We start from the raw sequence: 26454 nt of genomic DNA on the forward strand, positions 1-26454 counted from the left end.
CTAACTATTATCAGCCATCTTTTTAAAGCTTGAGTTGTTTTTTATAAGATCTGCATAACTACCTTTGGAAACTACATAGCCATTTTCCATAAAATATATTTGATCGCACTTTTTTACTGTTGATAATCTATGAGCTATCATCACTATAGTTTTCTTACCATTAAAATCACTTATAGCGCTCATGATCATTTTCTCAGTAATACCATCAAGAGCACTAGTTGCTTCATCGAAAACTAATATTTTTGCATCATTATACAAAGCTCTAGCAATACCAATGCGTTGGCGTTGCCCACCAGATAACTGTACACCACGCTCACCAACTTTTGTATGAACTCCATATTCTAACGACTCAACAAGTGAATCTAGATGAGCAAGTTTAATTGCATGTTTAACTTTAACCATATCAATTTCTTGCACCGGAATACCAAATGCAACATTTTCCATAACTGTCCCCTCTGATAAGAATATTGATTGAGGAACAAAACCAACTTCATTCTGCCAAGCTCGCTTATTTAATTCATTAATCACTTGTCCATTTATTATCAATTCACCTTCACTTGGAGAAATAAGTGCAAGTAATATATCGATTACTGTTGACTTTCCAGCCCCAGAACTACCTACAATACCCACCGTAGAGTTAACATCTATATTTATATTTAAATCAACTAATGCTGGCTTATTTTTACCGGGGTAAGTAAAAAGAATATTTCTCAGTTCGATTTTACCTTTGATTTCTAGACCTTGGCAGGTTTCTTTCTCAATTCTGTCAGGCAATTCATTCTTGGAAGATGCAATAAGGTCATCACGAATAGCATAAAAAGCTGATAGTGCACCTCTAATTTGAGTAACACTATTGTAAATTAACTGGAATGCTGGCAATAGCTTAAATGCACTTAACGCATAAACTGATAATATAGGAAGAACTAAGCCTAACTTGCTATCATGAGCAGATAAAAGATATAAAACCATACCTATCATAGAACCAAAGGCTAAAAGCTCCATAAAATATCTAGGAACTTGACCTATAACAGTATTATTACCCATACTGTATGAAAATAAACGTCCAGTGCTTCTAAAACGACTTACAAAGTCAGCTTGCCTTCCAAGTAACAGAGTATCCTTAATCCCACCAAAACCTTCATTCATTAATTGATAACGCTGAGTTGCCACTTTAGATAGATTACCCCCATTAATACTTATTTTCTTCCTTATCAGTCTATACAACAATAAATATGAAGAAATTATTAATACCAAACCTGAAACAGCCACTTTTGGATCATAAATCAAAAGACCTATTGACATAAAAAAAACCATTATGATTTTTGCATTAATTTGCATTAGGGGTCTAATGATTTGATTTGTAACTCTACCAGATTCATTTGCTATATTTTTTGTTAGTTGTGCACTACTTCCTGATGAATGAAACAACCATGGCTGATTGACATAGTACTCATACAATCTATCACCTATTTCAATACCAGTTCTAGCAGAAAACATTGCTAAATACCAAGTTGTAACTATAGAAATAAGGCTTGCTAAAAACAGCATAAAGAGTACTCCACCTCCTATTAAAAGCATATAGTCTTGTTTATTTAATCCAGAAACTTTGTACACATAAGAAATCAAATTCTCTCTATCTAAAACAGAAGGATCACCCACTAATGCCATAAAAGGAGCGATAGAAGCAACGCCAACAATTTCAGCCATCGCCATAATAACAACTAAAAGTTGCAGAGTATAAAACTGTCTGCGTTGTTTAGGCGTTAATAATATAAACAGTTCTTTGATTAACTTAAGCATATTAAAATATTTTTTATAGATTCGTTGGTTTAAAGGAAGTAACTATCGGTAATAGCAATAATCAATCATTACCATACAAATCTCGCGTATAAACCTTATCTACTACATCTGCAATATCACTAGTCATACGGTTCGCGATGATTACGTCTGACATTGTTTTAAATTCTTCTAGATCTTCCATCACTTTGGAATTATAAAAGTCGCTTTCATGCAGTTCTGGTTCGTAGATAACCACTTCAATGCCTTTCGCTTTTATACGTTTCATAATGCCCTGAATGGCTGAAGCTCGGAAGTTGTCGCTGCCGGTTTTCATCACTAGCCGATATATACCAACGACTTTCGGGTTACGGGCAATCACTGAATCGGCGATGAAGTCTTTGCGAGTCGAGTTTGAGTCCACAATGGCACGAATCAGGTTGTTTGGCACATCTTGGTAATTCGCCAACAGCTGCTTGGTGTCTTTTGGCAAGCAATAACCACCGTAACCAAAGCTTGGGTTGTTGTAGTGGTTACCAATACGCGGATCAAGGGACACGCCGTCGATGATTTGTTTGGTGTCTAAACCATGAGATTCACAGTAGGTGTCTAGCTCGTTGAAGTAAGCCACTCGAAGCGCAAGGTAAGTATTAGAAAACAGCTTCACCGCTTCGGCTTCAGTGCTGTCGGTAAACAAAACGTCGATGTTATCTTTCAAAGCACCTTGCTTTAACAAGCCAGCGAAAGTTTCAGCGCGTTCACTGCGCTCACCTACTATAATGCGTGATGGGTGCAAATTGTCATACAGGGCTTTGCCTTCACGCAAAAACTCAGGGGAAAACAAGATATTTTGAGTATTAAATTTCTCTGATACGCTTTTGGTGTAACCAACAGGCACGGTGGATTTGATCACCATTACAGCGTTAGGGTTGGCCGCAAGCACATCCTGAATCACGGCTTCAACACTGCCGGTATTGAAGTAATTGGTCTTGGTGTCATAGTCAGTGGGTGTGGCGATAATCACAAATTCGGCGTCTTGATAAGCCGCTTGCTTGTCCAAGGTTGCGGTAAAATTCAACGCTTTATTAGCAAGAAAGTCTTCTATTTCAACATCAGCTATCGGAGATTGCTTTTTATTCAGCATAGTGACTTTTTCGGGAACGATATCCACAGCGATTACGTCGTTATGCTGCGCAAGCAGCATGGCATTCGATAAACCTACGTAGCCGGTTCCGGCAATGGCAATTTTCATTTTTTTAGTCCATTTAAATTCGTTAATTCTTTTTGGAAGGTCTTATACCATTCAACAAACTTAACCATACCGTCTTGAATTGTTGTTGACGGTTTGTACCCTACCGTGGCTTCAAGCTGTGCGGTATCTGCGTAAGTTTTAGGCACATCTCCTGGCTGCATGTCCATGTAGTTTTTCTTAGCGGTTTTACCGCAAGCTGTTTCTATGGCTTCTATAAACTCAGACAGCTGTATAGGCTGGTTATTGCCAATATTGTAAATAGCATAAGGCGCTTTATTATCAGGAACCACGTCCTGAATACGCATAACACCTTCTACTATGTCATCAATGTAGGTGAAATCACGCATCATTTTGCCGTGGTTAAATACTTTAATAGGCTTGTCATTCAGAATAGCTTCCGTAAACAACCAAGGTGCCATATCAGGTCGGCCGCCAGGGCCATAAACGGTAAAGAACCGAAGCCCTGTTGTAGGAATATTGTAGAGATGCGAATACGAATGCGCCATTAATTCACTGGATTTTTTTGTCGCAGCATACAAAGACACAGGGTGATCAACCATGTCGCTTTCACTAAACGGTACCTTGGCATTCATGCCATAAACTGAGCTTGAAGACGCGTATACCAGATGCTCGACCTTATTATGGCGACAACCTTCTAGCACCGTCATCATGCCAACTAAGTTGCTGTCTACGTACTCAAAAGGCGCTTCCAACGAATAACGCACACCCGCTTGTGCTGCTAAGTGTATCACTCGCTGAAACTGCTCTTCTTTAAACAATTTAGCCATGCCATCGCGATCAGCAAGATCTAACTTAACAAAACGAAAGTTACTAATAGGTAACAGCTGAGCCAGCCGATGCTGCTTAAGCTGCGGAAGATAATAGGCGTTTAGGTTATCTAGACCAACAACTTCATGGCCTGCATCAAGCAAACGTTTACATACATTCATACCGATGAAGCCAGCGGCTCCGGTAACTAGAAATTTCATAATTTGTTAAGTCCAGTTCTCACTTATTTAATGACACTGCAGAAGTACTTATTGATTAATATGATGGTTTCACCGCCCATACCAGTCACTAAAGCGCTGAATATCGTCTTCACCTAGGTAACTGCCCGATTGCACTTCGATCAGTTCTAACGGAATTTTCCCAGGGTTCTCTAAAACATGCACCACACCGACGGGAATGTAAGTCGATTGGTTTTCTGTCAGTATCATTTCTTGATCGCCATTTTGAACTTTTGCTGTGCCAGACACAACAACCCAATGCTCTGCTCTATGGTAATGCATTTGTAAACTAAGTTTTTGACCTGGCTTAACTACAATTCGCTTCACTAAAAAACGTTCGCCTGAGTCAAGTACCTGATAACTTCCCCAAGGGCGATGCACCGTGGTGTGAAACATGTGCTCTTCACGGCCTTCGGCTTGAATACGTTTAACAATCTTCTTTACGTCTTGGGCGTTGTTTTTGTCCATCACTAAAACAGCGTCGGCGGTTTCAGCAATTACTAAGTTACTCACGCCTACCGCAGCGACCAAACGAGATTCAGAACGAACTAAACAATCGTTAGACCCTTCTGCCATTACATCACCGAGTAAAACATTATTGTCAGCGTCTTTGTCAGCGTAGTCGTAGAGCGCATCCCAGGCACCAATGTCACTCCAATCGCCCGCATAAGGCACAACTTTGGCATTTTTCGTGGGTTCCATCACAGCGTAGTCAATGGACTCGGCTGGGCAAGCCGCAAAAGCGTCGGCATCAATGCGTACGAAGTCCATGTCTTCACTACGGGCTTGGTAGGCTGCTGCCACGGCGTTGGCGATGTCTTCACTGTGCGTAGTGAGTTCTTCTAAAAAAGCGGCGGCTTTGAACAAAAACATGCCGCTGTTCCACAAATAATCCCCAGAATCGAGATAAGCCTGAGCTGTCGCCTCGTCTGGCTTTTCGACAAACTCCACTACCGCGAAATCCGCACCGGATCGAATGTAACCGTAGCCCGTTTCTGGTCGTGTTGGTTGTACCCCAAAGGTCACTAAAGCATTGTTTTTAGCCAGCTCCGCCGCTTGTTGAATGGCCGATTCAAACGCCGCCTCATCGCGTATTACATGATCAGCAGGTAAAACTAACAGTAAGGCTTCATCGGTATTTTTATGCTGAGCTTCTAATGCTGCCAGCGCAATCGCAGGCGCTGTGTTACGACCTTTTGGTTCCAGCACAATACTCGCTTGGGTCACGCCAATTTCTTGCAGCTGTTGGGCAATCAGAAATCGGTGATTTTCATTGCAGACAACAATGGGGTCTTCCAGGGTTAAACCGTCTAGCCGCAACAGAGTGCTTTGCAAAAGGCTGTGTTTTTCTTCTACGAGAGCAAAGCATTGTTTAGGAAAATAATCGCGAGACAATGGCCACAAGCGACTTCCAACACCACCTGACAAGATCACAGGGATAATTTTCACGCGACGCCCTTCGTATATGACAAAAACCGTGCACGGATTCTATCAAATCTCCTACATGAGAAATACAACTCAATAAAATTAAATCCTAGGGCTAGGTGTTCTGTCCAAAGGTGTTCTAGGGGTAGGAAATCCACCAATCGCTTGGGCGATGATTTCCTCGGCGTCTGGGATGATGTCTATAAGCTGTGGGAGGTCGTTCACACAGAGGAATTTGATGTTTGGATCTGTGGCTTTGATTAACAAGGCCAGTGTTTCTTCGGCTGGTTGGCCCTTTCCTTGTCCACTGACAATGTGAAGGCAGTCTTCTGCTGTGCTAATAACAGCCTCTTGATCACGAATACAAGCGTGGTTATGCAAGCCTTGAGGAAGAAATTGCGCTAGGTTACGAAATCGATACTGTATGTTATCAATGAAAGCGTCCCGATGACGGTCAAACATTTCAGCCATTTTTGAGCGTAAAAAAGGATGTACAACATGAGCGGATGAAAACAGTTTATGTGGTGGAAAACCAACCATCTCGGCGGCTTGTATCTGCATAAACTGATGAAATTTAGCCGGATCTTTTCGTGCGGTGGCATTACTCAACACATCGCTGTAATCAACCCATTTGCCTCGCAATATTGGGCGATGATCATCGAATAAATCGCTCGGTGTCAAAGGCGCTGTCAAAAACACATCGTCATTGAAATACACAAAACGCTCGCTCAAGCCCTCAATTCGCCACAACATACTTTCTATGGTTAAGGAGTTAAACGTAGGTAATACCTGAGTAAAACCAGCGAAAATTTCTGAATGGTAAACCAATTGAACCTTAGCGCGAATGTTATCTGAAAGGCTCGACAAATCAGGGCCCTCTTCGTCAACCACCAGCCAAATATTGCGTATCCACGGCGCGTTGTTTTCAATCGATTGAAGGCAATACAAGACTTCATCACTGCACACCCAACGGTGGGGGTTCGAAGCATTTTCATGCAGAGGCTCAGCTTCCAGCGCCATGTATTCTTGACGTTTTTGACGATGAGACGAAGTACTACCGTCGACCCAAGTAATCACCGCATCGATGGGGTCGGGCTGACTTTTTATGACATTGCTTTGCATGGATATGTCCGTTTATTAATACGTTACTTTGCGACAAAAAATTATCTCGAAGATTAAGACTCAAGATCTTCATCACACTCACTTATAGGTGTATCCATACCCTTACAAATAGAATCACGCATCTTCGGTACGGACAACAAAAATAATGTTTCTTGAATCGAAGACCAATCTTCTTCTGAAATTAAAACCGCATTATTACGTTTACCAGTAATGACAATAGGCTGATGAGTCACTGCGGCCTCATCAATTAATTGATGTAAGCTCCTATTTGCTTCTACTACCGTCACACCAGACATTACGCACCTCAAGACTGTTCAAATTTGTAGGAAAATTCTACGCTCAAAACAATGCACGTCAATACTGGAAAAAATTACCCACATCCTCAAATCAAAAAATCTGAGTAAACGCATTATAAAAAACCAAGCGACGCTTCGACTAGACATGCGGTAGCTTCAAGGAAAAACTTCTTTAAGGACTACTTTTAAGAAAACCAAGCGACGTTTCGACGAGGTAGGCGGTAGTTTCGAGGAGAAACGTCGCTTGGTTTGAATTACCTAAAAAACTTAAGGCCTAAAAACCGACTAACTCAAGGCTTTCGAGTGAAACTCCAAATGCTCATCGATGAAGCTGGCGATGAAGAAATAGCTGTGGTCGTACCCAGGCTGACGTCGTAAGGTAATCGGGTGTCCGACTTTCTCACACACGGCTTCTAGCGCTTCAGGTTTCAGCTGCTCCACCAAGAAGTTGTCTGCTTCGCCTTGGTCGATGAGCAGAGGTAAACGCTCTTCTGCTGTTTCTACAAGACAAGTCGCGTCCCATTCTGTCCAAACCGCGCGATCTTCACCCAAGTAACCAGTGAAGGCTTTTTCACCCCAAGGGCACTGAGTCGGGTTAACGATCGGTGAAAATGCCGACACCGACTGATACACATCAGGGTTCTTCAAAGCACAAATCAAAGCGCCGTGGCCGCCCATGGAATGCCCGGAAATCGAACGTTTATCGGTGACAGGAAAATGACTTTCAACCAATTTTGGCAACTCTTGCACCACATAATCGTACATGTGGTAAGTATTCGAATAAGGCGCTACGGTCGCGTTTACGTAAAAACCCGCTCCAGAGCCGAAGTCGTAGCTGTCGTGTTCATTTGGGTAATCAGTACCGCGCGGGCTGGTATCTGGACAGACAATCGCCAAACCCAATTCCGCTGCTTTACGAAAGGCGCCGGCTTTTTGCGTGAAGTTTTCATCGGTACAGGTTAACCCAGATAACCAATACAACACAGGCACGCTTTGTGTTTCCGCCTGTGGTGGTAGGTAAATCGCGAAGGTCATCTCACTTTTTACCGACACGCTTTCATGCTTATAACGCTTCAACCAGCCACCGAAGCTTTTTGTGCTTGATAACAGTTCCATAAGTGTCTCCTTGTTATTGGCAAAAAAAGCCCGCTGAGCGGGCTTTTTCAATCGGTTATAACGGTTTATTTATCGAACAAAATGACCGTACGGATACTTTCGCCTTTGTGCATCAAGTCGAAGGCGTCGTTGATTTGCTCAAGCGACATGGTGTGGGTAACGAATGGATCGATTTCGATTTTGCCATTCATGTAATCTTCCACATAACCTGGCAACTGGCTGCGACCTTTTACGCCACCAAATGCCGAGCCTTTCCATACGCGCCCTGTCACCAATTGGAATGGACGAGTGGAGATTTCTTGGCCCGCGCCCGCCACGCCAATAACGATGGATTCGCCCCAGCCTTTGTGACAACACTCAAGAGCAGAACGCATTACCTGAACATTACCGATACACTCAAAAGAGTAATCCACGCCGCCATCGGTCATATCAACAATGACTTGCTGAATAGGTGCATCAAAGTTTTTCGGGTTCACACAATCGGTTGCACCGAACTGCTTCGCCATTTCAAACTTAGATTCGTTGATGTCGATGGCAATAATGCGAGACGCACCCGCCATGCGAGCACCTTGAATACAAGACAAACCGATACCGCCAAGGCCAAACACCGCCACAGTATCGCCTTCTTGGACTTTCGCCGTGTTCAATACCGCGCCTATGCCGGTGGTGATACCACAACCTAGCAAGCAGACTTTTTCCAACGGTGCGTCCACGTGAATTTTCGCCAAGGCGATTTCTGGCACTACGCTGTATTCAGAAAAAGTAGACGTACCCATGTAATGGAAAATCGGCTCGCCATTGATGCTAAAACGGCTCGTACCATCTGGCATCAAGCCTTTACCTTGTGTCTCACGCACGGCGCTGCACAAGTTGGTTTTGCCGGATTTACAGAATTTACACTCGCCACATTCTGCGGTGTAAAGTGGAATAACGTGGTCGCCCACGCTCAACGAGGTCACGCCTTCGCCAATCGCTTCGACAATGCCCGCGCCTTCGTGGCCTAAGATAGCGGGGAAAACGCCTTCTGGATCTTCGCCAGACAAGGTGAATGCGTCTGTGTGACAAACACCCGTCGCCACCATACGAACCAAGACTTCACCGGCTTGCGGATCTTGCACGTCGACTTCTTCAATTTTAAGAGGTTGGCCTGGGCCCCAAGCAACAGCAGCTTTACATTTCATTGTTTTCTCCAAAGTGTGTTTCATCGTGTATTTATCAATTTAATAACAACAGTCTAGCGGCAAATCATTCAAAGAATAATATCTGTTTCAGCAAAGGATTGTTGTCATACAGCAACAATCCTTTTAAAAAACGCCTTGTTTGTTATAATATAACAACACAAATTCACTCAACTCATCATCGATTCGTCGCACTGAAACGACAAAGGAGCCGCAATGAAAAACTGGGAAGCCATGGAAGCGTTTGTCGAAGTAATCCGTCAGGGCAGCTTTTCGGCGGCAGCCATAAAGCTGGGCGTGTCGGCGTCACACATCAGTCGTTTAATTACGCAATTAGAAGCCGAACTTGGCAGCACCCTGCTGTTTCGCACCACTCGACGAATCCGTTTGAGCGACGCGGGCGAGCTGTATTATCAGCATTGTCGCGGCTTACCTGAAGCGCTCAGTAGCGCCGAAGAAGTGATTTCCAGCTTAAACCAAGCACCGATTGGGCCCTTCAAAATGACCAGCGCCACCACCTTCGGCGAGCGCTATATTGCACCCTTAATGAACGACTTTTTATTGGCACATCCGAAAATTGAGCTGGATTTTCATCTTACTAACCGCGCCGTAGACCTCATTGAAGAAGGCTACGACCTCGCCATTCGCATGGGCGCCATGAAAGATTCCAGCCATTTATCCCGTCGCCTGTGTGATCGGGTCGAATATTTGTGCGCTTCGCGGGATTACATTGATCAGCACGGCATGCCCCACACATTGGCCGAATTGAACAAACATCGTTGCTTGATCGGCTCTAAAAATCACTGGTTGTTTCAGCAAGATGGGCAGCGTAAAGAAATGAAGATTAACAGCCAGTGGCGCAGCAACTCTGGCCCCGCTTTATTAGACGCCGTTCGCAAAGGCATGGGCATCGCGCAACTGCCAGACTATTATGTGGCAGACGACATTGCCAGCGGCAAACTGGTCGCCCTTCTCACTCAATACCAATACCCCTACAGCGGCGTCTGGCTGGTGTATCCCAAAGTGCGTCAGCCCTCGCCCAAATTACAAAGCATTTGTGATTACCTAGTGGAAAACTTCAAACAGCCTTCCGCCTTTGCCAAATAAAGTCAGTGTGTTTAAATACTCGACTAATTTTTCTAGCGGGTATCGGGTATGTTTTCCCAACAAGATTTAGTACAAGTGGCTCGCCAAACCATGCCGTTTGGTAAGTATCAGGGGCGAGTGTTGATCGACCTGCCAGAGGCGTATTTATTGTGGTTTGCCCATGAGGGTTGGCCGAATGGTAATTTGGGGCTATGGCTGCAATTAGCACTAGAAATTAAAATAAACGGCTTGGAAAAATTGGTCGATCCCTTACGAAAGCCAACTGATAAAACACCAGACGAACCCAAGGTTCGCATTCGTTTTGATGACTAACCTAGCCGATGTGACCTAAGAAGATTGATGAACATACAGCAAAATAGCGTCGTCTTGGCCTGAGTCGCGCTTTAAAACAAAACCCGCACGCTCTGCCACCTTCATCGACGCAAGGTTATCCACTTTAACTTGCGCCACTAGCGGCTGCTGATCAAATTGCTTTACCAGCTCAGACAACATTTGATGGGCAATGCCTTTGCCTCGCGCCTCTGGTGCCACCGTCCAAGACAGCTCCCATGCACCCTCGACTTTGTCGGCTCGACAGGTGCCTACCGCCACGCCGGCGACTTCTGCAATCCAAATACGCCGATCGTCAGACCGAGCAAGGGACGCCTTTAGCCACGCTAAATGATCAACCAATCTAATCTCATCTTGATGGTGTGAGGCAGAACGCGTGGCTGAATCATTGCGCCAAGCCAACAAACACTCAGCATCGGATATGGTCGCTAAGCGTAAACCTACTGACGTTTCCATAATTATCTTTCTTCTTCATCGTGGAATAATCAAAAGACTATAGCACACAGCAGGTCACGCTTTTACTCGATTTAGCCTCCATGGGTCAGTTTGGCAGGGTCGAGCAGGGCCAGCAATTCGTCGCGGCTGAGGTCGGTTTCTTCCTCCGCAACATCGACGACTGGTCGACCTTCTTTGTAGGCTTTTTTGGCGATATCGGCGGCGTTGGCGTAGCCGATAATCGGGTTTAACGCGGTGACCAAGATGGGATTACGATGCAAGGCTTCGTTGAGTTTGTCTTCGTTCACCGTCAGCGTGGTGATGGCGTTGTCGGCAAGCAGTTGCCCGCTGTTGGCCAACAAGCTGATGCTGTTCAGAAGGTTTTTAGCTATCATTGGTAACATCACATTCAGCTCAAAATTGCCCGATTGACCACCGACGGTAATGGCCGCGTCGTTACCAATGACTTGCGCCGCCACCATAGCGGTAGCTTCTGGAATCACGGGGTTCACCTTACCCGGCATGATGGACGAGCCTGGCTGCAAAGCTTGCAAGGAAATTTCCCCAAGACCGGCCAACGGGCCTGAATTCATCCAACGCAGGTCGTTGGCGATTTTCATGTAAGTTACCGCCACGGCTTTGAGCTGACCCGATAAGGCGACCGCGGTATCTTGTGAACCGATTAAAGCAAAAAAGTTATCGCCCTTACTAAAAGTCACCTTGGTCAAATCAGACAACTCTTTGGCGAATTGATCGGCAAATTCTGAGTGCGCATTGATGCCGGTTCCGACTGCCGTCCCGCCTTGAGCCAACTGAGTGGTTTTACTTTCTAGGTAAGTTAAATTGTCGATGTTGTTTTGCAGTTGCGCCGCCCAAGCATGGAAGGTTTGATCCAAACGCACTGGCATGGCGTCCATCAAATGGGTTCGGCCGGTTTTGGTGTAACCAGCCAAGGCGTTGCCCTTGGCAATAATCGAGTCTCTCAGATACTCCAGCGCCGGCAACAAACGACCGGTTAATTCCAAGGTGGCGCTTACGTGTATGGCGCTGGGGATAACATCGTTACTGCTTTGACCATAGTTAACGTGATCATTCGGATTAATAGCTGTGCCGGCGTATCGACTGGCGAGCGTGGCAATGACTTCATTAGCATTCATGTTAGAACTGGTGCCCGACCCCGTTTGAAACACATCCACAGGGAAATGCGTCATCAAATCGTCCGCATCCAACAGTTCATCACAGGCGTGCTGTATCGCTTTGGAAAACTCCGCTGACAAACAATTCAAAGACTCGTTCGCACGCGCCGCCGCCGCTTTGATGTAAATAAGCGAGCGTATAAAGGCTTCTGGCAGAGGTTCGTGACTGATAGGAAAGTTATTAATAGCGCGCTGGGTTTGCGCGCCATATAGGGCGTTTTCTGGTACGTTCAATTCGCCCATACTGTCTTTTTCGATGCGCATTTTCATCAATTAATACCGTCCTTATGTTCGAAAGAAGAAATAAAATAGTGGCTTAAAATTCGCAGATTGTGCTCCATTTTGAAATACTCTTTAGCGTCTTGGTAGGTCACAATCAATTGCTTTAGATGCTGCAAAGGCAGATACACCTTGTCTAAACAGGTCTGACGCCAATGGCTCGCCAGCGTGGTATCGCACACGGTATCCAGCAGCACATTGAACACCCGTTGATGCAGCAAGGTCGCATCAGTAATGCTCAAACGCTCGGCGTACTCTTCTGTTACGTTGAGGTAATGGTAGAGCACTTCTGGAGAATCCGCACATTGCCCACCTTGAATAACCTGTTCGAGCACTGAAAATGGCACTAAATAATGACTCATGGCTTCACCCTCTTAGACTTGCGTCTGTTTGATCGAATAATATAAATGATAACTATTATCAATAATGTCGATAGGGTAAAGGCATGTCAAGTAGTTGATAACGATTCTTATTAAAATCGCAATCTTGTGATTCTTTCCTTGATGAATATCAATAATCTTCCTGCGTAGAGTTGCCAGCAAAAAAAAGCCCCTGCCGCGAAACAACGCAGCAGAGGCTTAGCAATTAACTCACTTTATGGTTTTATTTAGTGGTGATGACCACCAACCCCATGGGCGTGACCATGGGCAATTTCATCATTGGTCGCTTCGCGAGCGTCGGCAATGTTGATATTAAAGGTCAAGTCTTTGCCTGATAAAGGGTGGTTTAAATCCACCGTGCAATGCTTTAAGCCGACTTTGGTAACGGTGACCTGGCGCATGCCTTTATCGGTTTTCACCATGGCAACCATGCCGGCTTTCCAACGTTTTGCGCCTTGCAAGTGCTTGACCGGCATTTGCTGAGTTCGGTCTTCATGGCGCTCGCCGTAGGCATCGGCACACGCGACGGTCACTTCAAATTCGTCACCAACTTCTTTGCCTTCCATGGCTTTTTCAAGCCCAGGAATAACATTGCCATGACCATGTAAATACGCCGCAGGGTCTTTGCCTGCCGACGTTTCTATTAACTCGTCGCCGTGGCGCAACGTGTAGTGAAATTGAACAACTTGATTGTCTGCAATCGGCATCGGGGTTCCTCGTAATTAATTCAGTCACTGAGCCTTATCGCCCAGTGAGTAGTCGCACTTTAGCGTTAACCAACGCATTTTACTGTTAAAACACCGCCAGTTCGACTGCATCTTCATGGATAATAATGTCTTTCACCATGCCGGCGGCGGCTTTTTCAAATGCCGAGTGGTTCAACACATACACCGGGTGTTTATCGAAATACTCCACTAAAGCTTTTTCAAAATCATCGTGTAAGCCGCCCAAAGTAGAGCGCAGCATTTTATCGCTGAAGCTCGATCCTTCCACTTCTATTTTAGTGATCTTAGGCGCCACCAAATACAGGCGATCTTCTTCGATGCGCAAGCCAGACTCAAACGACGGACTGACGTTCGTTGTTAGCGTAAATGTCTGCCCGAACGCCGCCAAGGTGCCGGTTAAATCGCTCGTTAAATCCACTAACACCAAGCCGCCATCGCGCTCAGTAAAATCGATCACGGCGTCGGTAACCAGCAAATCTAAATCCAACGCGTTGCCGTCTAACGTCAGCTCGATGTGACTTTTGGCTTGTTGCTCTAACTGTTTGGTCACTTCTTGGTTTACTTCTTCCTCACTGATGCGAAAGCTGTTACAGCCGGCCAGCAACAAAGACACACCTAACAAAGAACACATCATCACATTTCGTATCAAGCGCATTCTATTTTCCTTTTAACGCCTTGTGCGGCGTCCCGTTGTTCGTACCAAAATGCCATAAAATCCGCCATGACTTTTTGCTCAATGTCTACCGCTTCCTCGGTTGGACAAAACAATGACACCGTAAAAACATTAAAACCTTCCACCGTTGTCGTTACTCGCACACGTGGCTCAGGCCCCGAAATGCGTATGTCCAAGCGTTTTTCGATGAGACTGTTATAGCGAATCGCCACCTCGTGAAAATGCTCTGAATATTCGCGAATTTTTTCTAAAATTTGCTCCTTAATCACAAACAAATTCACTTCGTCGGTTTGGCGCGCAATGGAAAAAGTGTGGGTGACATAACGACGCATGTAGTTTAAGTTTTGCACCGTATGCAGCAGCAAGACACTGTTCGGCACCACGGTTGTTCGACCGGTGTAAGCGTAGCTACCGCCTTTTAAATCTACTTCAAACAAGGTGGTCGATAGCCAGTCGCTGTCGGTCACTTCGCCTTCGTAATTGGCAATACGAATCCAATCACCCACTTGATAAGGCCGAGTACTAGCGCGATAAAACGCCCCCACGATACAGGCAATAAACTCTTTAGTGGCCAGCACCAAAGCCACCATAAAGGCGGCAATAGAGATAGCAATATTCTGCAGCTCAGACGACCAAATCAGCACCAAACCAACCACTAATAACAAATTAAAAATGTTATCAACCGTGTTGATTCTTTGTCGTCTTTTATCATTTTCAATCTTTTGATTGATGCTAATGGCTCGCTTTGTATAGCGGCGAATCAAATAAGACAATAAAATCCATGCGAACGTGAGCACGAACTCTAAATGATCATTCAAGATAGAAAAATCCAATTGGGACAAATCAACAGGCATAGAAAGTGCTTCCTCTTTTAAGGCCGTCACTTTAACAATCATTACTCAGATCAACAAATAAAAGCGTGGACAAAGCATAAAATAATACTGTACATTTATACAGTATTATTTTTAGCGAGGTGGATCATGCCTGTAATTATTAAATATGTTGTAGAACGTAATGGAATCGAAAAAATGACCTTTACTTCCAAAAGCGAAGCCGATGCCTACGACAAGCTGCTCGACACAGCAGACGCTCTGTATGAAATGTTAGACCAAACCGACTTAGCTGGCGATCATAGTCAAAAAGAAGCCTTGTCTATGTATCTTGCCGAAAATAAAGACGCGTTGCTAGACGCATTGGGCAGCAAAAAGAAAAGCCCAACCAAGGCAAAAAAAAGTCCCTCGAAAACCCAAGACAACCAGCTTGATTTAACCGATTCAACACCGAAAAAACCGCTTGAAGACCTCATCATCGAACCGGATGAAGACATGGTATACAACGAAGACGACACCGATACGGCTTTTGACGATGACACAAACGACTACTTAGAAAGCAGTCTAGAGAACGAACTAGAAAGTAACGCCGCTTAAACCAACAAAACCCTGACATGGATGTCGATGTGGTCTGTTATTCCTGCCTAAATAAGTGCCTGTTCGTTTATAATCATGCCCTTCTTTTTGTCTTTTCTGATGGTTGGGTTATTTCATGAAACCGGTCGCGTCCCCTAAAAACACTTTAGACAAAACCATGCTGGGGGTATTTCGCTACAGCCGTCGAGCCATTGAACTGGTTTGGCAGACCTCCCCTGCGTTAACGCTTGGTTTAGCATTGGCTACATTGGTCGTGGGAATTTTGCCTGCAGCCATGGCTTACATAGGGCAATTAATCGTCGATGCGGTGTTAGCGGCGATGGGAAGTTACAAGCAAGACCAGGTGCTGCATTATCAAACCGCGCTCAGCTACGTATTGCTAGAAGGCATTTTGGTGTTACTGATTGCCGCCGGACAACGAGCTTTAACCGCACAAAAAGCCATTTTACAAGGTTTACTCGGTCAAAAAGTCAATTTAATGATCTTGGAGAAAGCGCAAACGCTGACTTTGTCACACTTTGAGGATTCAGAGTTTTACGACAAACTGGTGCAGGCTCGTCGTGAAGCCTCCAGCCGGCCACTCGCCTTGGTCAATAAAACCTTTACCTTGCTGCAAAATGCCATTTCCCTATCGAGTTTCGCGGTCTTGTTGTGGCACTTTTCGCCATGGGCCTTGGTGCTGCTGATTTGCGGCGCATTACCAGCGTTCATCGCGGAGGCCAAATTCTCTGGCGATGCCTTTTTGATGTTTCGCTGGCGTTCTCCTGAAGTGCGCCAGCAAAACTACCTCGAGACTCTATTAGCACGCGAAGACAACATCAAAGAAGTGCGACTGTACCAACTAGGCGAGCGCTTCTTACAGCGTTATTCCGACATTTTTGTGAAGCTCTTCAAAGAAAGCAAACGCTTAATTTTACGCCGCGAAAGCTGGGGATTTGCCCTAGGCGTACTCAGCACCTTGGTGTTTTACGGCGCCTACGCCTGGATTGTCAGCGACACCATAGTCGGTGCCATCACGCTTGGTCAAATGACCATGTATCTTTTGCTGTTTAGGCAAGGACAAAGGGCGGTGTCTGCCTCGCTTACTGCCATCAGCGGTATGTACGAAGACAATTTATATCTCTCCAACCTGTACGACTACCTAGAACAAGAAACGCCCAGTACCACCGCGGGCTTAACTCATGGTCCTCACGCCCACGATGGCATTCGTTTTGAAAACGTGAGTTTTTTGTACCCAGGTACGAGCAAACCGGCGTTGTCGAACGTTAATTTACACATTCGCCCCGGCCACAGCCTCGCCATTGTGGGAGAAAACGGCTCAGGAAAAACCACCTTAATCAAACTGTTAACTCGCCTTTATCATCCCACCGAAGGGCGAATTTTGCTCGATGGTTTAGACTTATTAGAATGGGGCGAAGCCAGCTTATTAAAGCGTGTTGGGGTGATCTTTCAAGATTTTGTCCGCTACCAATTTACCGTGGGCGAAAACATTGGTGCCGGCGACAATGAGCGTTTTGACGACACAGAAGGCTGGCAAAAAGCCGCTAACTTAGGCAAGGCCACCGACTTTATTGATCAATTGGAAAAAGGCTATCAAACTCAACTGGGTCGCTGGTTTAAAGGCGGTCAGGAATTGTCTGGTGGACAATGGCAAAAAATCGCTTTGGCGCGTGCTTTTATGCGCGAAGACGCCGACATTTTAGTGCTAGACGAACCCACCGCCGCCATGGACGCACAAGCCGAAGCCAATATTTTTCAGCATTTTCAAGAGCACACCAAAGACAAGATGGCGATTTTGATTTCGCACCGTTTTTCTACGGTGCGTTTAGCTCATGAAATCATTGTGATGGAACAGGGCCACATCAAAGAACGTGGCACCCACGAGGAACTACTCGCTCAACAGGGTCAATACGCACACTTATTTACCCTGCAAGCGGAAGGGTATCGTTAAGCGTCTTCGTTTTATTCGGCCTCAACATCATCTTGTTCATGAGCGGTGCGTTGAGCCGGTGTTGCCAAAATTTCTAGGTAAAAAGATGTCCATTCTTGGCTTTCTGCAAAGCTGATTTTCTCGTTAATTTGGCCGACATAGATGCTTTCTGCGCTGTCTTCTGTTTGACCAAAGCGACAATCGAAGCCCCAATAATCAGCGTAGTCAGGCAAGGTTTTGTTGCGCTCTCTTTTCAAGTATTTTTTCACGTCGCTTTTTGCCGCTTCGATCAAACGTGGGTATTTAATGGTTGGGTGAGAGAGCTTAAATGTCTTTTTCATTGGTATCCTAAAAATGGGGTGTTTCGTGCGCGCATGATAACGGATCAGCCATAGGGTTGCTACCGGCGGATGTTACGCCACACGGTAGGGTTTTAGTAAACGGTGAATAAACGCCAATTTTTCCCGTACTGCCGGAACCAAAATAAAGGGGTACAAGTCGGGCTGACCCATGCCGCGATTTAAGTTGTTCACTGCAAAGGTGAGCGGCAGATATTGCGCTAAAATCTCGTCGAAGTTGTCATGGTGGAAGGGGTCAATGTTTACCATCACGGCCAAGTTTTCGCTGTTGGTTCCGGCCGGTTGCAAACTCATGCCCAAATCACTGGCCGTTTCTAGAGTATCGACAATATGCAAATAGTGCGCCCAAGTTTCGGCCCAATCTTCCCAGGCATGGGACGACGCGTACACACTGACAAATTCACTTTGCCAATCGGCATTGGGCTGCTTGTAATGGGCCTCTAAGGCTTCGCCATAATCTTCTTGATCATCGCCGAAAAGCGCACGAAAATCCGCTAATGCTTGCTCATCGTCTAATATCAGCTGATCCCAGTAATAATGTCCGACTTCGTGACGAAAATGCCCGATCACGGTTCGATAGGATTCGTTCATGTCTTCACGCATTTGCTCACGGTCGACGGTATTACCCTCAGATGCATTAATGGTCACCTGCCCCGCCGCGTGGCCCGTCATGGCGCTTACATCCTCTGGAACCTCATTGTTTTCCGAGATGAAATCGAACGACAAGCCGTCCTCTGGTTCCAGTTTTTTGCTCACAATCGGCAAGCCAAGGCGCAACAGGGAATACACCAAGCGATGTTTCGCGAACTCCAACTGCTGCCACGCTTGGCGCTCTTCCACCTTGCCCAAATTAGGAATGTGACGATTCAGATCGCATGCTACACAAAAAGTGCTGCCGCCTTCTTCAACCATCCAGTTACACACCTGGTGTTGGTGATTTTCGCAGTAATACCAACGCTTTGCCGGCTCGGTTTTATCCGCCAGAGCCACCCAAGCATTGTCTACTGACGTTAATGCACTAATCACCAATTGATCGGGCAAAAAGCCCAACGCCGACGAACATTGCTCGCAGTGAGTGTTTTCAAATAGCACGGTTTGATCACATTGCTGACAACTGAAAATTTTCATAAGGCTCCTACTGTGTCAAACACAGCCTAATAGAAAGAAGAAAATTGCACCTTGTTAGGAGGATAGTTTACAGTACCTATCCTTTTTAAACCCTATTATTGGGATGGCATTTTGACTCAAAAAAGCAAATCTTTCGCGACCATCTCAGACGTAGCAAAACACGCGCAAGTGGGTAAAACCAGCGTTTCACGATACCTCAATGGAGAACAAGACAAATTATCCGCCAGCCTGCAGGAAAAAATCGCCCTCGCCATTGAGCAGTTGGATTTTCGTCCTAATCACTCTGCTAGAATGCTCAAAGCGGGACAGTCGAAGGTCATTGGTTTACTGCTGGCCGACGTGACCAACCCGTATTCCATCGAGGTGTTACAAGGAATCGAACAGGTCTGTCAGCGCGAAGGCTACATGCTGATGGTGTGCAATACCGACAACCAAGAAGCGTTGCAAGATCGCTATTTATCCCTGTTAGAAGGCCATCGTGTAGACGGCATCATTGTTAACACTGCGGGTATGGCACACAAACAAATTAGTAACTTACAACGTATTTCCTGTCCTTTGGTTTTAGTCGATCGCATCGATACTTCATTGGGCTTTGATAGCGTTGGCCTCGACAACCGAAGCGCCGTTCAACAAGCTTGCACTCATTTACAACACCAAGCATACGACGCCATATTGGTGATCACAGAATCCATCGCCATTGATCCGCGCCAAGCCCGCGTCGATGCCATTCGAGCCTTTTTCACTGCTAATAGCGCAATAACTTGCCAGATTGCCGAAATAAATAACACAAGAGTCGCGACACTGGTCGATGTGATTGCAGACTTTATGCGCACTCACACGGGTCAAAAAATGGCGATCTTTACGACCAACGGCGTGGTCATGATGAGTGCCGTAAAAGCACTCCAACAGCTTACTCTAGCCATTGGCTCAGACATTGGTCTGATTTCCATCGATGACCCAGAATGGGCACAGCTGTTCGAAGGCGGCATCACCGTCATGCGTCAGCCCACACGAGAAATCGGCCAAACCGCCTGCACGAGATTGTTGTCTAGAATTCAAGGAGATCAAACTTCAGCTCAACAACTCACCCTGAAAGCCGAGCTCATTGTGCGTCGTTCCACATAAACCCATACCTCGATTATTCTCAAAACCCCCTTTCCAAAAACACAGCACCAAGTGTCAAACACAATAAAACACGCTGATTTAGTATTTTCTTGGAACCGATTCCATGATACGTTTTCAAACAATGCAAACACCCTTAATAACAATAAAGAGCACCTTGCGGAGCCGTATTATGACCTCAACCCCTTCTTCTTTCGTGACCATTGGTGAAGCCATGGCCATGTTTGTCGCCAATACCACGGGCGAATTATCTACCGTCGGCGATTATCATCGTTCATTGGCCGGCGCCGAGGTCAATGTGGCCATTGGCATGGCGCGTTTGGGGTTTGAGGCTCGCTACATCAGCAAAACAGGCAAAGACAGCTTTGGCGCCTTTGTTCGCCAAGCCATTCAACAGGAAAATATTCGTACCGATTGGGTGTCTGAAAGCGACCAAAACGCCACGGGGTTTATGCTGAAATCCAACGTCACCGACGGCAGTGATCCGAAAGTCGAATACTTTCGCCGCGACTCTGCTGCTTCGACTTTAAGCCCCAGCGACATTGATTCCACGCTTTTTGACAAGAATACACACTTACACATTACCGGCGTCGCCGCCGCGGTGTCAGACTCAATGCGAGACACCCTTCAACAGGCGATTTTGCTCGCCAAACAACAAGGCAGTCGCATCATCTTTGATACCAATTTGCGCCCTACCATGTGGCCAGATAAAGCCACCATGGTGGCGAAAACCAATGAATTTGCCTTTGCCAGCGACCTCGTTTTGCCTGGCGTAGAAGAAGGCAAAATCCTTACCGGCAGCGACCAGCCGGAAGCCATTGCCGACTTTTATTTGCAGCATGGCGTAAACGCGGTGATCGTCAAATTAGGTAGCGAAGGGGCGTATTACAAAACACGCGAAGGTGAATCTGGCACTGTTGCTGGCTTTGCCGTGGAAAAAGTCGTGGATACGGTGGGTGCGGGCGACAGCTTTGCCGCTGGAGTGATTTCCGCTTTGTTAGATGGGTTAAGCATCGCCGAGGCAGCGCGACGCGGTAACTTGCTGGGCTCACTTACCGTTCAAGTACGCGGAGACAGCGAAGCCCTACCCACTCGAGAACAGCTTATCGAATTAGAAAACGCTGCGGCGTATCAGAAATAGGCTTTCTTATGCTGATACGCTTGCTTGATGTGTTCAATCAGCAATCTCAACTTTTCAGGTAAATATTTGGTGTAAGGGTAAATCGCGTAAACGCCCAACTGGCGGGGTTGGTAGTCGGTCAAAATGGCTTTAAGTGTGCCTTTTTGCAGGTCTTCGTAAACGCAGCATCGGGGCACATAAACAATACCGAAGCCAGCCAACGCGGCTTTACGCAAGGCTTGAGCGTTGTTGGTGGCAAAACTACCACCGATGCGCACGCTTTCTTCTATGGTTTTGTCACTCTTGCTTTGCTTGGTAAAGCGCCAATCAAACGAGCCTTGTGCTTGATAGGTATACGCCAAGCAATTGTGGTGTTTTAACCCGTCTAGTGTGCTTACGTCACCGTGTTTTTCTAAGTACGCGGGCGAGCAACACACCACCCAATTCGATTGAATCAAGGGCTTGGCAATCAGGCTCGAATCTTCCAGCTTGCCGGTACGAATGGCCAAATCCAGCCCTTCGCCGACCAAGTCAACGAAGTCGTTTTCTAAACGCATATCTACGGTGATATTGGGGTATTGCTGACAAAAATCCGCCACGGCTTCGGCCAATAGCAATTCGCCAGAAATGGTTGGCACCGACATTTTTATGGTGCCTGTGACCCCTTGGCTAAACGCCGACACCGACGCAATGGCATCGCTCACTTGGCCTTCTATGTTTTTGGCATGAACGTAGAGGTTTTCGCCCGCTTCGGTCAAACTCAGCCGTCTAGTAGTGCGGTGAATCAGCTGCACACCAAGATCTTGCTCTAAACGACTGATGCGTTTGCTTAGCGCAGGCGTCGACAAACCCGCGCCCAATGCGGCCTTGTTGAACGAGCCTGAGTCGGCCACCGCAACAAACAAGGTTAAATCGGCAGAATTCAATGAGGTTATCCTTGCGATATTAAGACGTTTTAAGAAAGAGTTTATTAGTTTATGTCGTATTTATTGTAAATAGAACAGGCGTTATAGTTACCCGATACGATATAAGGAGCAACCCATGCGACTCAAAGACTGCCACAATTTCCAAGATTTTCGCACTCTCGCGAAAAAACGCCTGCCCAGCCCGATTTTTAACTACATCGACGGCGGCGCCGACGACGAAACCACTTACCGTCGCAACACCGCTGCGTTTGAAACCTGCGATCTGGTTCCCAGCGTGTTGACTGGCGTAAAAGATGTGGATTTGTCAGTCACCGTGATGGGGCAAAAACTCGCTCTGCCTATTTATTGCTCTCCTACGGCGTTGCAGCGCTTGTTCCATCACGATGGCGAGCGCGCGGTAGCCGGTGCGGCAGAGAAATACGGCACCATGTTTGGGGTATCATCCCTTGGCACTGTGAGCATGGAAGAAATCGCCAAGCAAACCACCACGCCACAGGTCTATCAGTTTTACTTCCACAAAGACCGCGCCTTGAACCGCGCCATGATGCAGCGAGCGAAAGATTCTGGCATTCAGGTGATGATGCTCACCGTCGATTCCATCACCGGCGGCAACCGTGAACGGGATTTACGCACCGGATTCTCCATTCCTTTCAAGCTTAACCTGAGCGGCATGCTGCAATTTGTATTGAAGCCTATGTGGGGCATTAATTACGTCACCCATGAGAAATTTCGTCTACCACAGCTCGAAGAACACGTGGACATGGGCTCTGGCGCCACTTCAATTGGCGACTATTTTACCAACATGCTCGACCCATCGATGAACTGGGACGACGTGGCCGAAATGGTAAAGTTCTGGGACGGCCAGTTTTGCTTAAAAGGCATTATGAGCCGCGAAGACGCCCGAAAAGCAGTGGAAATTGGCTGTACTGGGGTGATTATTTCCAATCATGGCGGACGCCAACTTGACGGCTCACGCAGCTCTTTTGACCAGTTAGCAGAAATCGTCGACGAAGTGGGCGATGAAATCGACGTGATCTTCGACAGCGGCGTACAGCGCGGTACACATGTGCTCAAAGCCTTATCCCTCGGCGCAAAAGCCGTCGGCATTGGTCGTATGTACCTCTACCCCTTGGCCGCCGCAGGACAACCTGGCGTGGAACGCGCACTGGGATTAATGAAAGCCGAACTCGAGCGCGACATGAAACTCATGGGCAAAACCTCCATCGATCAGCTCACCAAAGACAACCTAAGATTTCGGTCTTAGGTTCAGGTTGTTTGAGTTAAACGAATTTCAGATTTTAAACTGTTACCTTGGTGCTAACCTTGGATCGATAGAAAACGCGACCCGTTGCGCGAGTCCTATGATCTCTTGGCATTGAGGGTGTTTGGGGTTGAGTAATGCGCAAAAGTCGCCCGAGATGACGCTGGGTACTAATAAAATAAGGCTTTCCGCATTCTCAAGCCATTCCGCGCCCATATCCGCTAACGCCTGTGGCGCGGGATAATCTCTCCAATTTTCAGGCAAATCACTTTCTTGAAACGCCATAATCAACTCTTCTGGCACTTCAATGGACAGCATTGCGAACTGGTCTAGCGCACTTGCATCGGTTAAGTGAGCGATTGTTTCGAGTAAACAAACCGATTTTGATTCCCCTAAATACACACAATCCATGCCCTTTGGGTTCCAGCGACCACCGAAGGTTCTTGCGCCATAACCATCGAATGCCGTGTCGGCAAATTCCATTTTGCACAAACGATAGAGCTTCATTAAATGACAACCCCATGCTTAATTCGACCGATTAGATCGATCACGGCTTCTTGCCCTAGCGGATATTTGGCGTAATTGGCAGGGCTTATGCCACCAAGAGCAATAGCAGGGGTATTTAGCCAATTTTCTGCTTTTTGTATGTCTTGATCGAACAAGTTTAATGCCGCGTCAATGATGCGAGCTGCGTTATAGACTTTAATCGCGGAAGCGCCTGTCCATTTCGTACGTGCTCTTGTATGTCGACTCAAGGTGCCACGGTCAATGCCTGCCGTTTTCATCACGGTGGCTTGTTTTATCTGGGCTTGTTTGACAATGCGCCCAATAACGGCGAAGTCGAATCCTTCTGCTAATTGCCGCGATGCACTCACTGGATCGTTAGACAGCGCTAAGGCCGGAAGCAGACCGATTTTTTCTTTTTTGCTGGGTTTAAACGCTCGAATGGTCATAGCACCTCCAAAATACGCTGCAACAGCAACATTTATTGTAGCGTGTGAAACATGTTGTCAGTATAACCATTTACGCATCTTCTTTCAGTGTATTTGTCAGCTCGTTAAGTCTCTACTTTCGAATACAGGTATTTCTGACAGCGAGTTTCATCCATACGTTTGACAACGAAGGCTAGAACAGCGATCACCACGATCGAAAACACAATGCGCCCCCAAAAGACGGTGGTGAAGTTGGCGCCGATTAATAATACCAACAAGGTGTCTTCTATCATGCTGTGCATTAAATTGAGCAGCATCATGGCGATGAAGATGTCCCGTGGTGTGATGTGCCCGCGTTTGGCTTCGTTGATCAATAAACCACCACCAAAAGACACGCCTAGGGTAATGCCTACTATGGTTAGGTTGGTCGCTTCACGGCTGATGCCCAATACAGATAAAATAGGACGCAGCATAATGCCCATGAGTTTTTCGATGCCGAGCAGCTTCAGTAGGCGCAGAAACGTCATCAACACAGCAATCACCACGAAGATCATCACCAAACTTTTCACCTGCTCAATTGCCCAATCCAGATAGCTGGCATCGACCGTAGATTCAGGTCGCCATACCACTTCTGCAGGCGTATTTAACACATCAAAATAGTGATAATACTGGTGCAACAGCCAGCCCATGAGTAAACCGCCGCCAAGGCGAATCGTCAGTGTCGCGACAATGCCCACGCCGGCTTTTTTTGCCACTGCAGCTTCGACAGGCAGAGAATGCGCCAGCAACAGCAGAATGCTCAACACCGAGACTTGAGCGACGGTCAATTCGGTGTCTAGACTCATGAACACCACCAGCCCAGCGTACATATTGGTCACCAGAGTGGTCGCCCACACCAAACCAATTTCACTGGGCAAACCGACGATCGACATCACGGGCCCGAGCCATAGACTCAACAGCTCAATGCCACCCAACTCCTCTACCACCTTAATCACGATGATCATCGGCACCATGATTTTATACAGCGTCCAGGTGACATCGAAAATCTCTCTAAACAAGCCTTGAAACAATCGCCCTGCCCAACGCTTTATGTGTGTTTGCATTTTTCCACTCCCAACAAGAATGGCGCAAACTGTAAACGCTTATTAAAAAAATGTCGCGAGCTTTGGGTATTTAATCGTTGTCGGGAGAGGCATTAAGGTCACGTCGTCGTACAAAGTCTATAACGCGTTAAGAGCGCCGCCTTTTTCGACGGCTTTTTGATAGCTGGTCATGGCATCAACCTGTTTGAGAAAACGGCTGATGTTGGGAAAGCGATGTCGTTCTGCCCCCATCAAAGAGGCTTGCAATGGAAAGCTCATTTGAATATCGGCGGCGGTGAACTGCTCACCCGAAAACCAGGTATGCTGACCAAGAGTTTTCTCGATAAAAGCCATCTGAGGCTGCAAACGCGGTTGGATAAATTTTTCCTGAATTTTACAACACATGACCTTGGCAATCGGTTTAACAAAAAACGGCATAGGACTTTCGGGGACTTTCGACAACACCAGCTTCATCACCAACAAAGGCATCATGGAGCCTTCGGCAAAGTGCAACCAGTAACGATAATCTAACAAAGCTTGGCCGCTGGTCGGTTTTAAGCGCTGTTCTGTATCGTAACGGTCGACAAGATATTCAATGATTGCCCCAGATTCGGCGATGGTCAGCTCACCATCGGTGATCACCGGAGATTTCCCCAAAGGATGAACCTTCAGCAACGCAGCAGGCGCTTCAGATGTGTTTGGATCGCGCTTGTACTCCACAATCTTGTACTCAAGCTCAAGCACTTCTAGCAACCAAACAATACGCTGGGAACGGGAATTCTCTAAATGGTGAACGGTAATCATACAACCTCCTTTCTGGCCTATCGGGACAACAAACGCACAATGCGTGATATCCCTGATACGACGAAA

The 26454-nt window shown here is 46.4% G+C and carries 28 protein-coding genes; 7 read left to right on the forward strand and 21 right to left on the reverse strand.

Annotated features, from left to right (window positions below; all coding sequences use genetic code 11):
- From J9B83_RS01440 to J9B83_RS01475, 8 genes are all read right to left on the reverse strand, one after another.
- On the reverse strand, positions 1-1800 hold the full coding sequence (locus J9B83_RS01440) for an ABC transporter ATP-binding protein (RefSeq protein ID WP_211534933.1): 1800 nt from the start codon (positions 1798-1800) through the stop codon (positions 1-3).
- Positions 1801-1861: 61 nt separating this feature from the next.
- Positions 1862-3028 (reverse strand): nucleotide sugar dehydrogenase, encoded by a 1167-nt coding sequence (locus J9B83_RS01445; RefSeq protein WP_211534934.1) that lies wholly within the window; start codon positions 3026-3028, stop codon positions 1862-1864.
- Positions 3025-4017, reverse strand: a complete 993-nt coding sequence (locus tag J9B83_RS01450) for an NAD-dependent epimerase (protein WP_211534935.1) — start codon at positions 4015-4017, stop codon at positions 3025-3027. Before J9B83_RS01450 ends, J9B83_RS01445 begins: the two co-directional genes overlap by 4 nt.
- Before the next feature lie 69 nt (positions 4018-4086).
- Positions 4087-5484: a mannose-1-phosphate guanylyltransferase/mannose-6-phosphate isomerase gene (locus J9B83_RS01455; RefSeq protein ID WP_211534936.1), complete on the reverse strand. Its 1398-nt coding sequence runs from the start codon at positions 5482-5484 to the stop codon at positions 4087-4089.
- Positions 5485-5562: 78 nt separating this feature from the next.
- Positions 5563-6582, reverse strand: coding sequence for a Stealth CR1 domain-containing protein (locus J9B83_RS01460; protein WP_211534937.1), 1020 nt, complete (start codon positions 6580-6582; stop codon positions 5563-5565).
- A 53-nt stretch (positions 6583-6635) separates the two neighbouring features.
- On the reverse strand, positions 6636-6878 hold the full coding sequence (locus tag J9B83_RS01465) for a type II toxin-antitoxin system Phd/YefM family antitoxin (protein ID WP_211534938.1): 243 nt from the start codon (positions 6876-6878) through the stop codon (positions 6636-6638).
- A 285-nt stretch (positions 6879-7163) separates the two neighbouring features.
- On the reverse strand, positions 7164-7994 hold the full coding sequence (gene fghA, locus J9B83_RS01470) for an S-formylglutathione hydrolase (protein ID WP_211534939.1): 831 nt from the start codon (positions 7992-7994) through the stop codon (positions 7164-7166).
- 65 nt (positions 7995-8059) lie between these two features.
- Positions 8060-9175 (reverse strand): S-(hydroxymethyl)glutathione dehydrogenase/class III alcohol dehydrogenase, encoded by a 1116-nt coding sequence (locus tag J9B83_RS01475; protein WP_211534940.1) that lies wholly within the window; start codon positions 9173-9175, stop codon positions 8060-8062.
- 213 nt (positions 9176-9388) lie between these two features.
- Here J9B83_RS01475 and J9B83_RS01480 point away from each other — a divergent pair, with 213 nt between their 5' ends.
- Together J9B83_RS01480 and J9B83_RS01485 are read left to right on the forward strand one after the other, a co-directional pair.
- Entirely contained in the window at positions 9389-10279 is an 891-nt protein-coding gene (locus J9B83_RS01480; RefSeq protein WP_211534941.1) for a LysR family transcriptional regulator, read from the forward strand.
- A 48-nt stretch (positions 10280-10327) separates the two neighbouring features.
- Entirely contained in the window at positions 10328-10591 is a 264-nt protein-coding gene (locus J9B83_RS01485; protein ID WP_211534942.1) for a DUF3820 family protein, read from the forward strand.
- A 15-nt stretch (positions 10592-10606) separates the two neighbouring features.
- On the opposite strand, the gene J9B83_RS01490 is transcribed toward J9B83_RS01485, so the two are convergent.
- The 6 genes from J9B83_RS01490 to J9B83_RS01515 form a co-directional block, all read right to left on the reverse strand.
- Positions 10607-11065 (reverse strand): GNAT family N-acetyltransferase, encoded by a 459-nt coding sequence (locus J9B83_RS01490; RefSeq protein WP_211534943.1) that lies wholly within the window; start codon positions 11063-11065, stop codon positions 10607-10609.
- A gap of 71 nt (positions 11066-11136) precedes the next feature.
- On the reverse strand, positions 11137-12510 hold the full coding sequence (locus tag J9B83_RS01495) for a class II fumarate hydratase (RefSeq protein ID WP_211534944.1): 1374 nt from the start codon (positions 12508-12510) through the stop codon (positions 11137-11139).
- Positions 12510-12881, reverse strand: a complete 372-nt coding sequence (locus tag J9B83_RS01500; RefSeq protein ID WP_211534945.1) for a hypothetical protein — start codon at positions 12879-12881, stop codon at positions 12510-12512. Before J9B83_RS01500 ends, J9B83_RS01495 begins: the two co-directional genes overlap by 1 nt.
- 245 nt (positions 12882-13126) lie before the next feature.
- Positions 13127-13606 carry an FKBP-type peptidyl-prolyl cis-trans isomerase gene (locus tag J9B83_RS01505; protein WP_211534946.1) on the reverse strand — a complete coding sequence of 160 codons (480 nt, stop codon included), beginning with the start codon at positions 13604-13606 and terminating at the stop codon, positions 13127-13129.
- An 85-nt stretch (positions 13607-13691) separates the two neighbouring features.
- Positions 13692-14279, reverse strand: coding sequence for a DUF1439 domain-containing protein (locus J9B83_RS01510; RefSeq protein WP_211534947.1), 588 nt, complete (start codon positions 14277-14279; stop codon positions 13692-13694).
- Positions 14270-15193 (reverse strand): mechanosensitive ion channel family protein, encoded by a 924-nt coding sequence (locus J9B83_RS01515; protein WP_236037039.1) that lies wholly within the window; start codon positions 15191-15193, stop codon positions 14270-14272. Before J9B83_RS01515 ends, J9B83_RS01510 begins: the two co-directional genes overlap by 10 nt.
- An 84-nt stretch (positions 15194-15277) precedes the next feature.
- Here J9B83_RS01515 and J9B83_RS16055 point away from each other — a divergent pair, with 84 nt between their 5' ends.
- Positions 15278-15724, forward strand: coding sequence for a YebG family protein (locus J9B83_RS16055; protein WP_211534948.1), 447 nt, complete (start codon positions 15278-15280; stop codon positions 15722-15724).
- A gap of 115 nt (positions 15725-15839) precedes the next feature.
- Positions 15840-17675 (forward strand): ABC transporter ATP-binding protein, encoded by a 1836-nt coding sequence (locus J9B83_RS01525; RefSeq protein ID WP_211534949.1) that lies wholly within the window; start codon positions 15840-15842, stop codon positions 17673-17675.
- 11 nt (positions 17676-17686) lie between these two features.
- Here the strand turns inward: J9B83_RS01525 and J9B83_RS01530 are convergent, their stop codons facing one another.
- Together J9B83_RS01530 and J9B83_RS01535 are read right to left on the reverse strand one after the other, a co-directional pair.
- Positions 17687-17995 (reverse strand): DUF6172 family protein, encoded by a 309-nt coding sequence (locus J9B83_RS01530; RefSeq protein WP_211534950.1) that lies wholly within the window; start codon positions 17993-17995, stop codon positions 17687-17689.
- A gap of 72 nt (positions 17996-18067) precedes the next feature.
- Positions 18068-19141 carry a zinc-binding metallopeptidase family protein gene (locus tag J9B83_RS01535; protein WP_211534951.1) on the reverse strand — a complete coding sequence of 358 codons (1074 nt, stop codon included), beginning with the start codon at positions 19139-19141 and terminating at the stop codon, positions 18068-18070.
- Positions 19142-19252: 111 nt separating this feature from the next.
- On the opposite strand from J9B83_RS01535, the gene J9B83_RS01540 reads away from it, so the two are divergent.
- Together J9B83_RS01540 and J9B83_RS01545 are read left to right on the forward strand one after the other, a co-directional pair.
- On the forward strand, positions 19253-20266 hold the full coding sequence (locus J9B83_RS01540; RefSeq protein ID WP_236037040.1) for a LacI family DNA-binding transcriptional regulator: 1014 nt from the start codon (positions 19253-19255) through the stop codon (positions 20264-20266).
- 169 nt (positions 20267-20435) lie between these two features.
- Entirely contained in the window at positions 20436-21404 is a 969-nt protein-coding gene (locus J9B83_RS01545) for a sugar kinase (protein WP_211534952.1), read from the forward strand.
- On the opposite strand, the gene J9B83_RS01550 is transcribed toward J9B83_RS01545, so the two are convergent.
- On the reverse strand, positions 21395-22309 hold the full coding sequence (locus tag J9B83_RS01550; RefSeq protein WP_211534953.1) for a LysR family transcriptional regulator: 915 nt from the start codon (positions 22307-22309) through the stop codon (positions 21395-21397). The two genes, J9B83_RS01545 and J9B83_RS01550, sit on opposite strands and share 10 nt — an antisense overlap.
- A 115-nt stretch (positions 22310-22424) precedes the next feature.
- Here J9B83_RS01550 and J9B83_RS01555 point away from each other — a divergent pair, with 115 nt between their 5' ends.
- Positions 22425-23573, forward strand: coding sequence for an alpha-hydroxy acid oxidase (locus tag J9B83_RS01555; RefSeq protein WP_211534954.1), 1149 nt, complete (start codon positions 22425-22427; stop codon positions 23571-23573).
- Between the two features lie 42 nt (positions 23574-23615).
- On the opposite strand, the gene J9B83_RS01560 is transcribed toward J9B83_RS01555, so the two are convergent.
- The 4 genes from J9B83_RS01560 to J9B83_RS01575 form a co-directional block, all read right to left on the reverse strand.
- Positions 23616-24077, reverse strand: a complete 462-nt coding sequence (locus J9B83_RS01560; protein WP_211534955.1) for an RES family NAD+ phosphorylase — start codon at positions 24075-24077, stop codon at positions 23616-23618.
- Positions 24077-24523 (reverse strand): antitoxin Xre/MbcA/ParS toxin-binding domain-containing protein, encoded by a 447-nt coding sequence (locus tag J9B83_RS01565; protein ID WP_211534956.1) that lies wholly within the window; start codon positions 24521-24523, stop codon positions 24077-24079. The genes J9B83_RS01560 and J9B83_RS01565 overlap by 1 nt, the downstream gene beginning before the upstream one ends.
- 104 nt (positions 24524-24627) lie before the next feature.
- Positions 24628-25605: a hypothetical protein gene (locus J9B83_RS01570; protein ID WP_211534957.1), complete on the reverse strand. Its 978-nt coding sequence runs from the start codon at positions 25603-25605 to the stop codon at positions 24628-24630.
- A gap of 117 nt (positions 25606-25722) precedes the next feature.
- The gene (locus J9B83_RS01575; protein ID WP_211534958.1) at positions 25723-26388 is read right to left on the reverse strand and encodes a glutathione S-transferase; all 666 of its coding nucleotides are present in this window, start codon (positions 26386-26388) and stop codon (positions 25723-25725) included.
- Positions 26389-26454: the final 66 nt, after the last annotated feature.

Origin of the sequence: Marinomonas vulgaris, assembly GCF_018145875.1 — a bacterium.
Classification (GTDB): Bacteria; Pseudomonadota; Gammaproteobacteria; order Pseudomonadales; family Marinomonadaceae; genus Marinomonas; species Marinomonas vulgaris.

What these genes read in the sequence shown, in the direction of transcription:
- J9B83_RS01440 (WP_211534933.1), bottom strand. Translation starts at nt 1,800, where the DNA reads ATGCTTAAGTTAATCAAAGAACTGTTTATATTATTAACGCCTAAACAA.
- J9B83_RS01445 (WP_211534934.1), bottom strand. Translation starts at nt 3,028, where the DNA reads ATGAAAATTGCCATTGCCGGAACCGGCTACGTAGGTTTATCGAATGCC.
- J9B83_RS01450 (WP_211534935.1), bottom strand. Translation starts at nt 4,017, where the DNA reads ATGAAATTTCTAGTTACCGGAGCCGCTGGCTTCATCGGTATGAATGTA.
- J9B83_RS01460 (WP_211534937.1), bottom strand. Translation starts at nt 6,582, where the DNA reads ATGCAAAGCAATGTCATAAAAAGTCAGCCCGACCCCATCGATGCGGTG.
- J9B83_RS01465 (WP_211534938.1), bottom strand. Translation starts at nt 6,878, where the DNA reads ATGTCTGGTGTGACGGTAGTAGAAGCAAATAGGAGCTTACATCAATTA.
- fghA (WP_211534939.1), bottom strand. Translation starts at nt 7,994, where the DNA reads ATGGAACTGTTATCAAGCACAAAAAGCTTCGGTGGCTGGTTGAAGCGT.
- J9B83_RS01475 (WP_211534940.1), bottom strand. Translation starts at nt 9,175, where the DNA reads ATGAAATGTAAAGCTGCTGTTGCTTGGGGCCCAGGCCAACCTCTTAAA.
- J9B83_RS01480 (WP_211534941.1), top strand. Translation starts at nt 9,389, where the DNA reads ATGAAAAACTGGGAAGCCATGGAAGCGTTTGTCGAAGTAATCCGTCAG.
- J9B83_RS01485 (WP_211534942.1), top strand. Translation starts at nt 10,328, where the DNA reads ATGTTTTCCCAACAAGATTTAGTACAAGTGGCTCGCCAAACCATGCCG.
- J9B83_RS01490 (WP_211534943.1), bottom strand. Translation starts at nt 11,065, where the DNA reads ATGGAAACGTCAGTAGGTTTACGCTTAGCGACCATATCCGATGCTGAG.
- J9B83_RS01495 (WP_211534944.1), bottom strand. Translation starts at nt 12,510, where the DNA reads ATGAAAATGCGCATCGAAAAAGACAGTATGGGCGAATTGAACGTACCA.
- J9B83_RS01500 (WP_211534945.1), bottom strand. Translation starts at nt 12,881, where the DNA reads ATGAGTCATTATTTAGTGCCATTTTCAGTGCTCGAACAGGTTATTCAA.
- J9B83_RS01505 (WP_211534946.1), bottom strand. Translation starts at nt 13,606, where the DNA reads ATGCCGATTGCAGACAATCAAGTTGTTCAATTTCACTACACGTTGCGC.
- J9B83_RS01510 (WP_211534947.1), bottom strand. Translation starts at nt 14,279, where the DNA reads ATGCGCTTGATACGAAATGTGATGATGTGTTCTTTGTTAGGTGTGTCT.
- J9B83_RS01515 (WP_236037039.1), bottom strand. Translation starts at nt 15,193, where the DNA reads ATGATTGTTAAAGTGACGGCCTTAAAAGAGGAAGCACTTTCTATGCCT.
- J9B83_RS16055 (WP_211534948.1), top strand. Translation starts at nt 15,278, where the DNA reads ATGCCTGTAATTATTAAATATGTTGTAGAACGTAATGGAATCGAAAAA.
- J9B83_RS01525 (WP_211534949.1), top strand. Translation starts at nt 15,840, where the DNA reads ATGAAACCGGTCGCGTCCCCTAAAAACACTTTAGACAAAACCATGCTG.
- J9B83_RS01530 (WP_211534950.1), bottom strand. Translation starts at nt 17,995, where the DNA reads ATGAAAAAGACATTTAAGCTCTCTCACCCAACCATTAAATACCCACGT.
- J9B83_RS01535 (WP_211534951.1), bottom strand. Translation starts at nt 19,141, where the DNA reads ATGAAAATTTTCAGTTGTCAGCAATGTGATCAAACCGTGCTATTTGAA.
- J9B83_RS01545 (WP_211534952.1), top strand. Translation starts at nt 20,436, where the DNA reads ATGACCTCAACCCCTTCTTCTTTCGTGACCATTGGTGAAGCCATGGCC.
- J9B83_RS01555 (WP_211534954.1), top strand. Translation starts at nt 22,425, where the DNA reads ATGCGACTCAAAGACTGCCACAATTTCCAAGATTTTCGCACTCTCGCG.
- J9B83_RS01560 (WP_211534955.1), bottom strand. Translation starts at nt 24,077, where the DNA reads ATGAAGCTCTATCGTTTGTGCAAAATGGAATTTGCCGACACGGCATTC.
- J9B83_RS01565 (WP_211534956.1), bottom strand. Translation starts at nt 24,523, where the DNA reads ATGACCATTCGAGCGTTTAAACCCAGCAAAAAAGAAAAAATCGGTCTG.
- J9B83_RS01570 (WP_211534957.1), bottom strand. Translation starts at nt 25,605, where the DNA reads ATGCAAACACACATAAAGCGTTGGGCAGGGCGATTGTTTCAAGGCTTG.
- J9B83_RS01575 (WP_211534958.1), bottom strand. Translation starts at nt 26,388, where the DNA reads ATGATTACCGTTCACCATTTAGAGAATTCCCGTTCCCAGCGTATTGTT.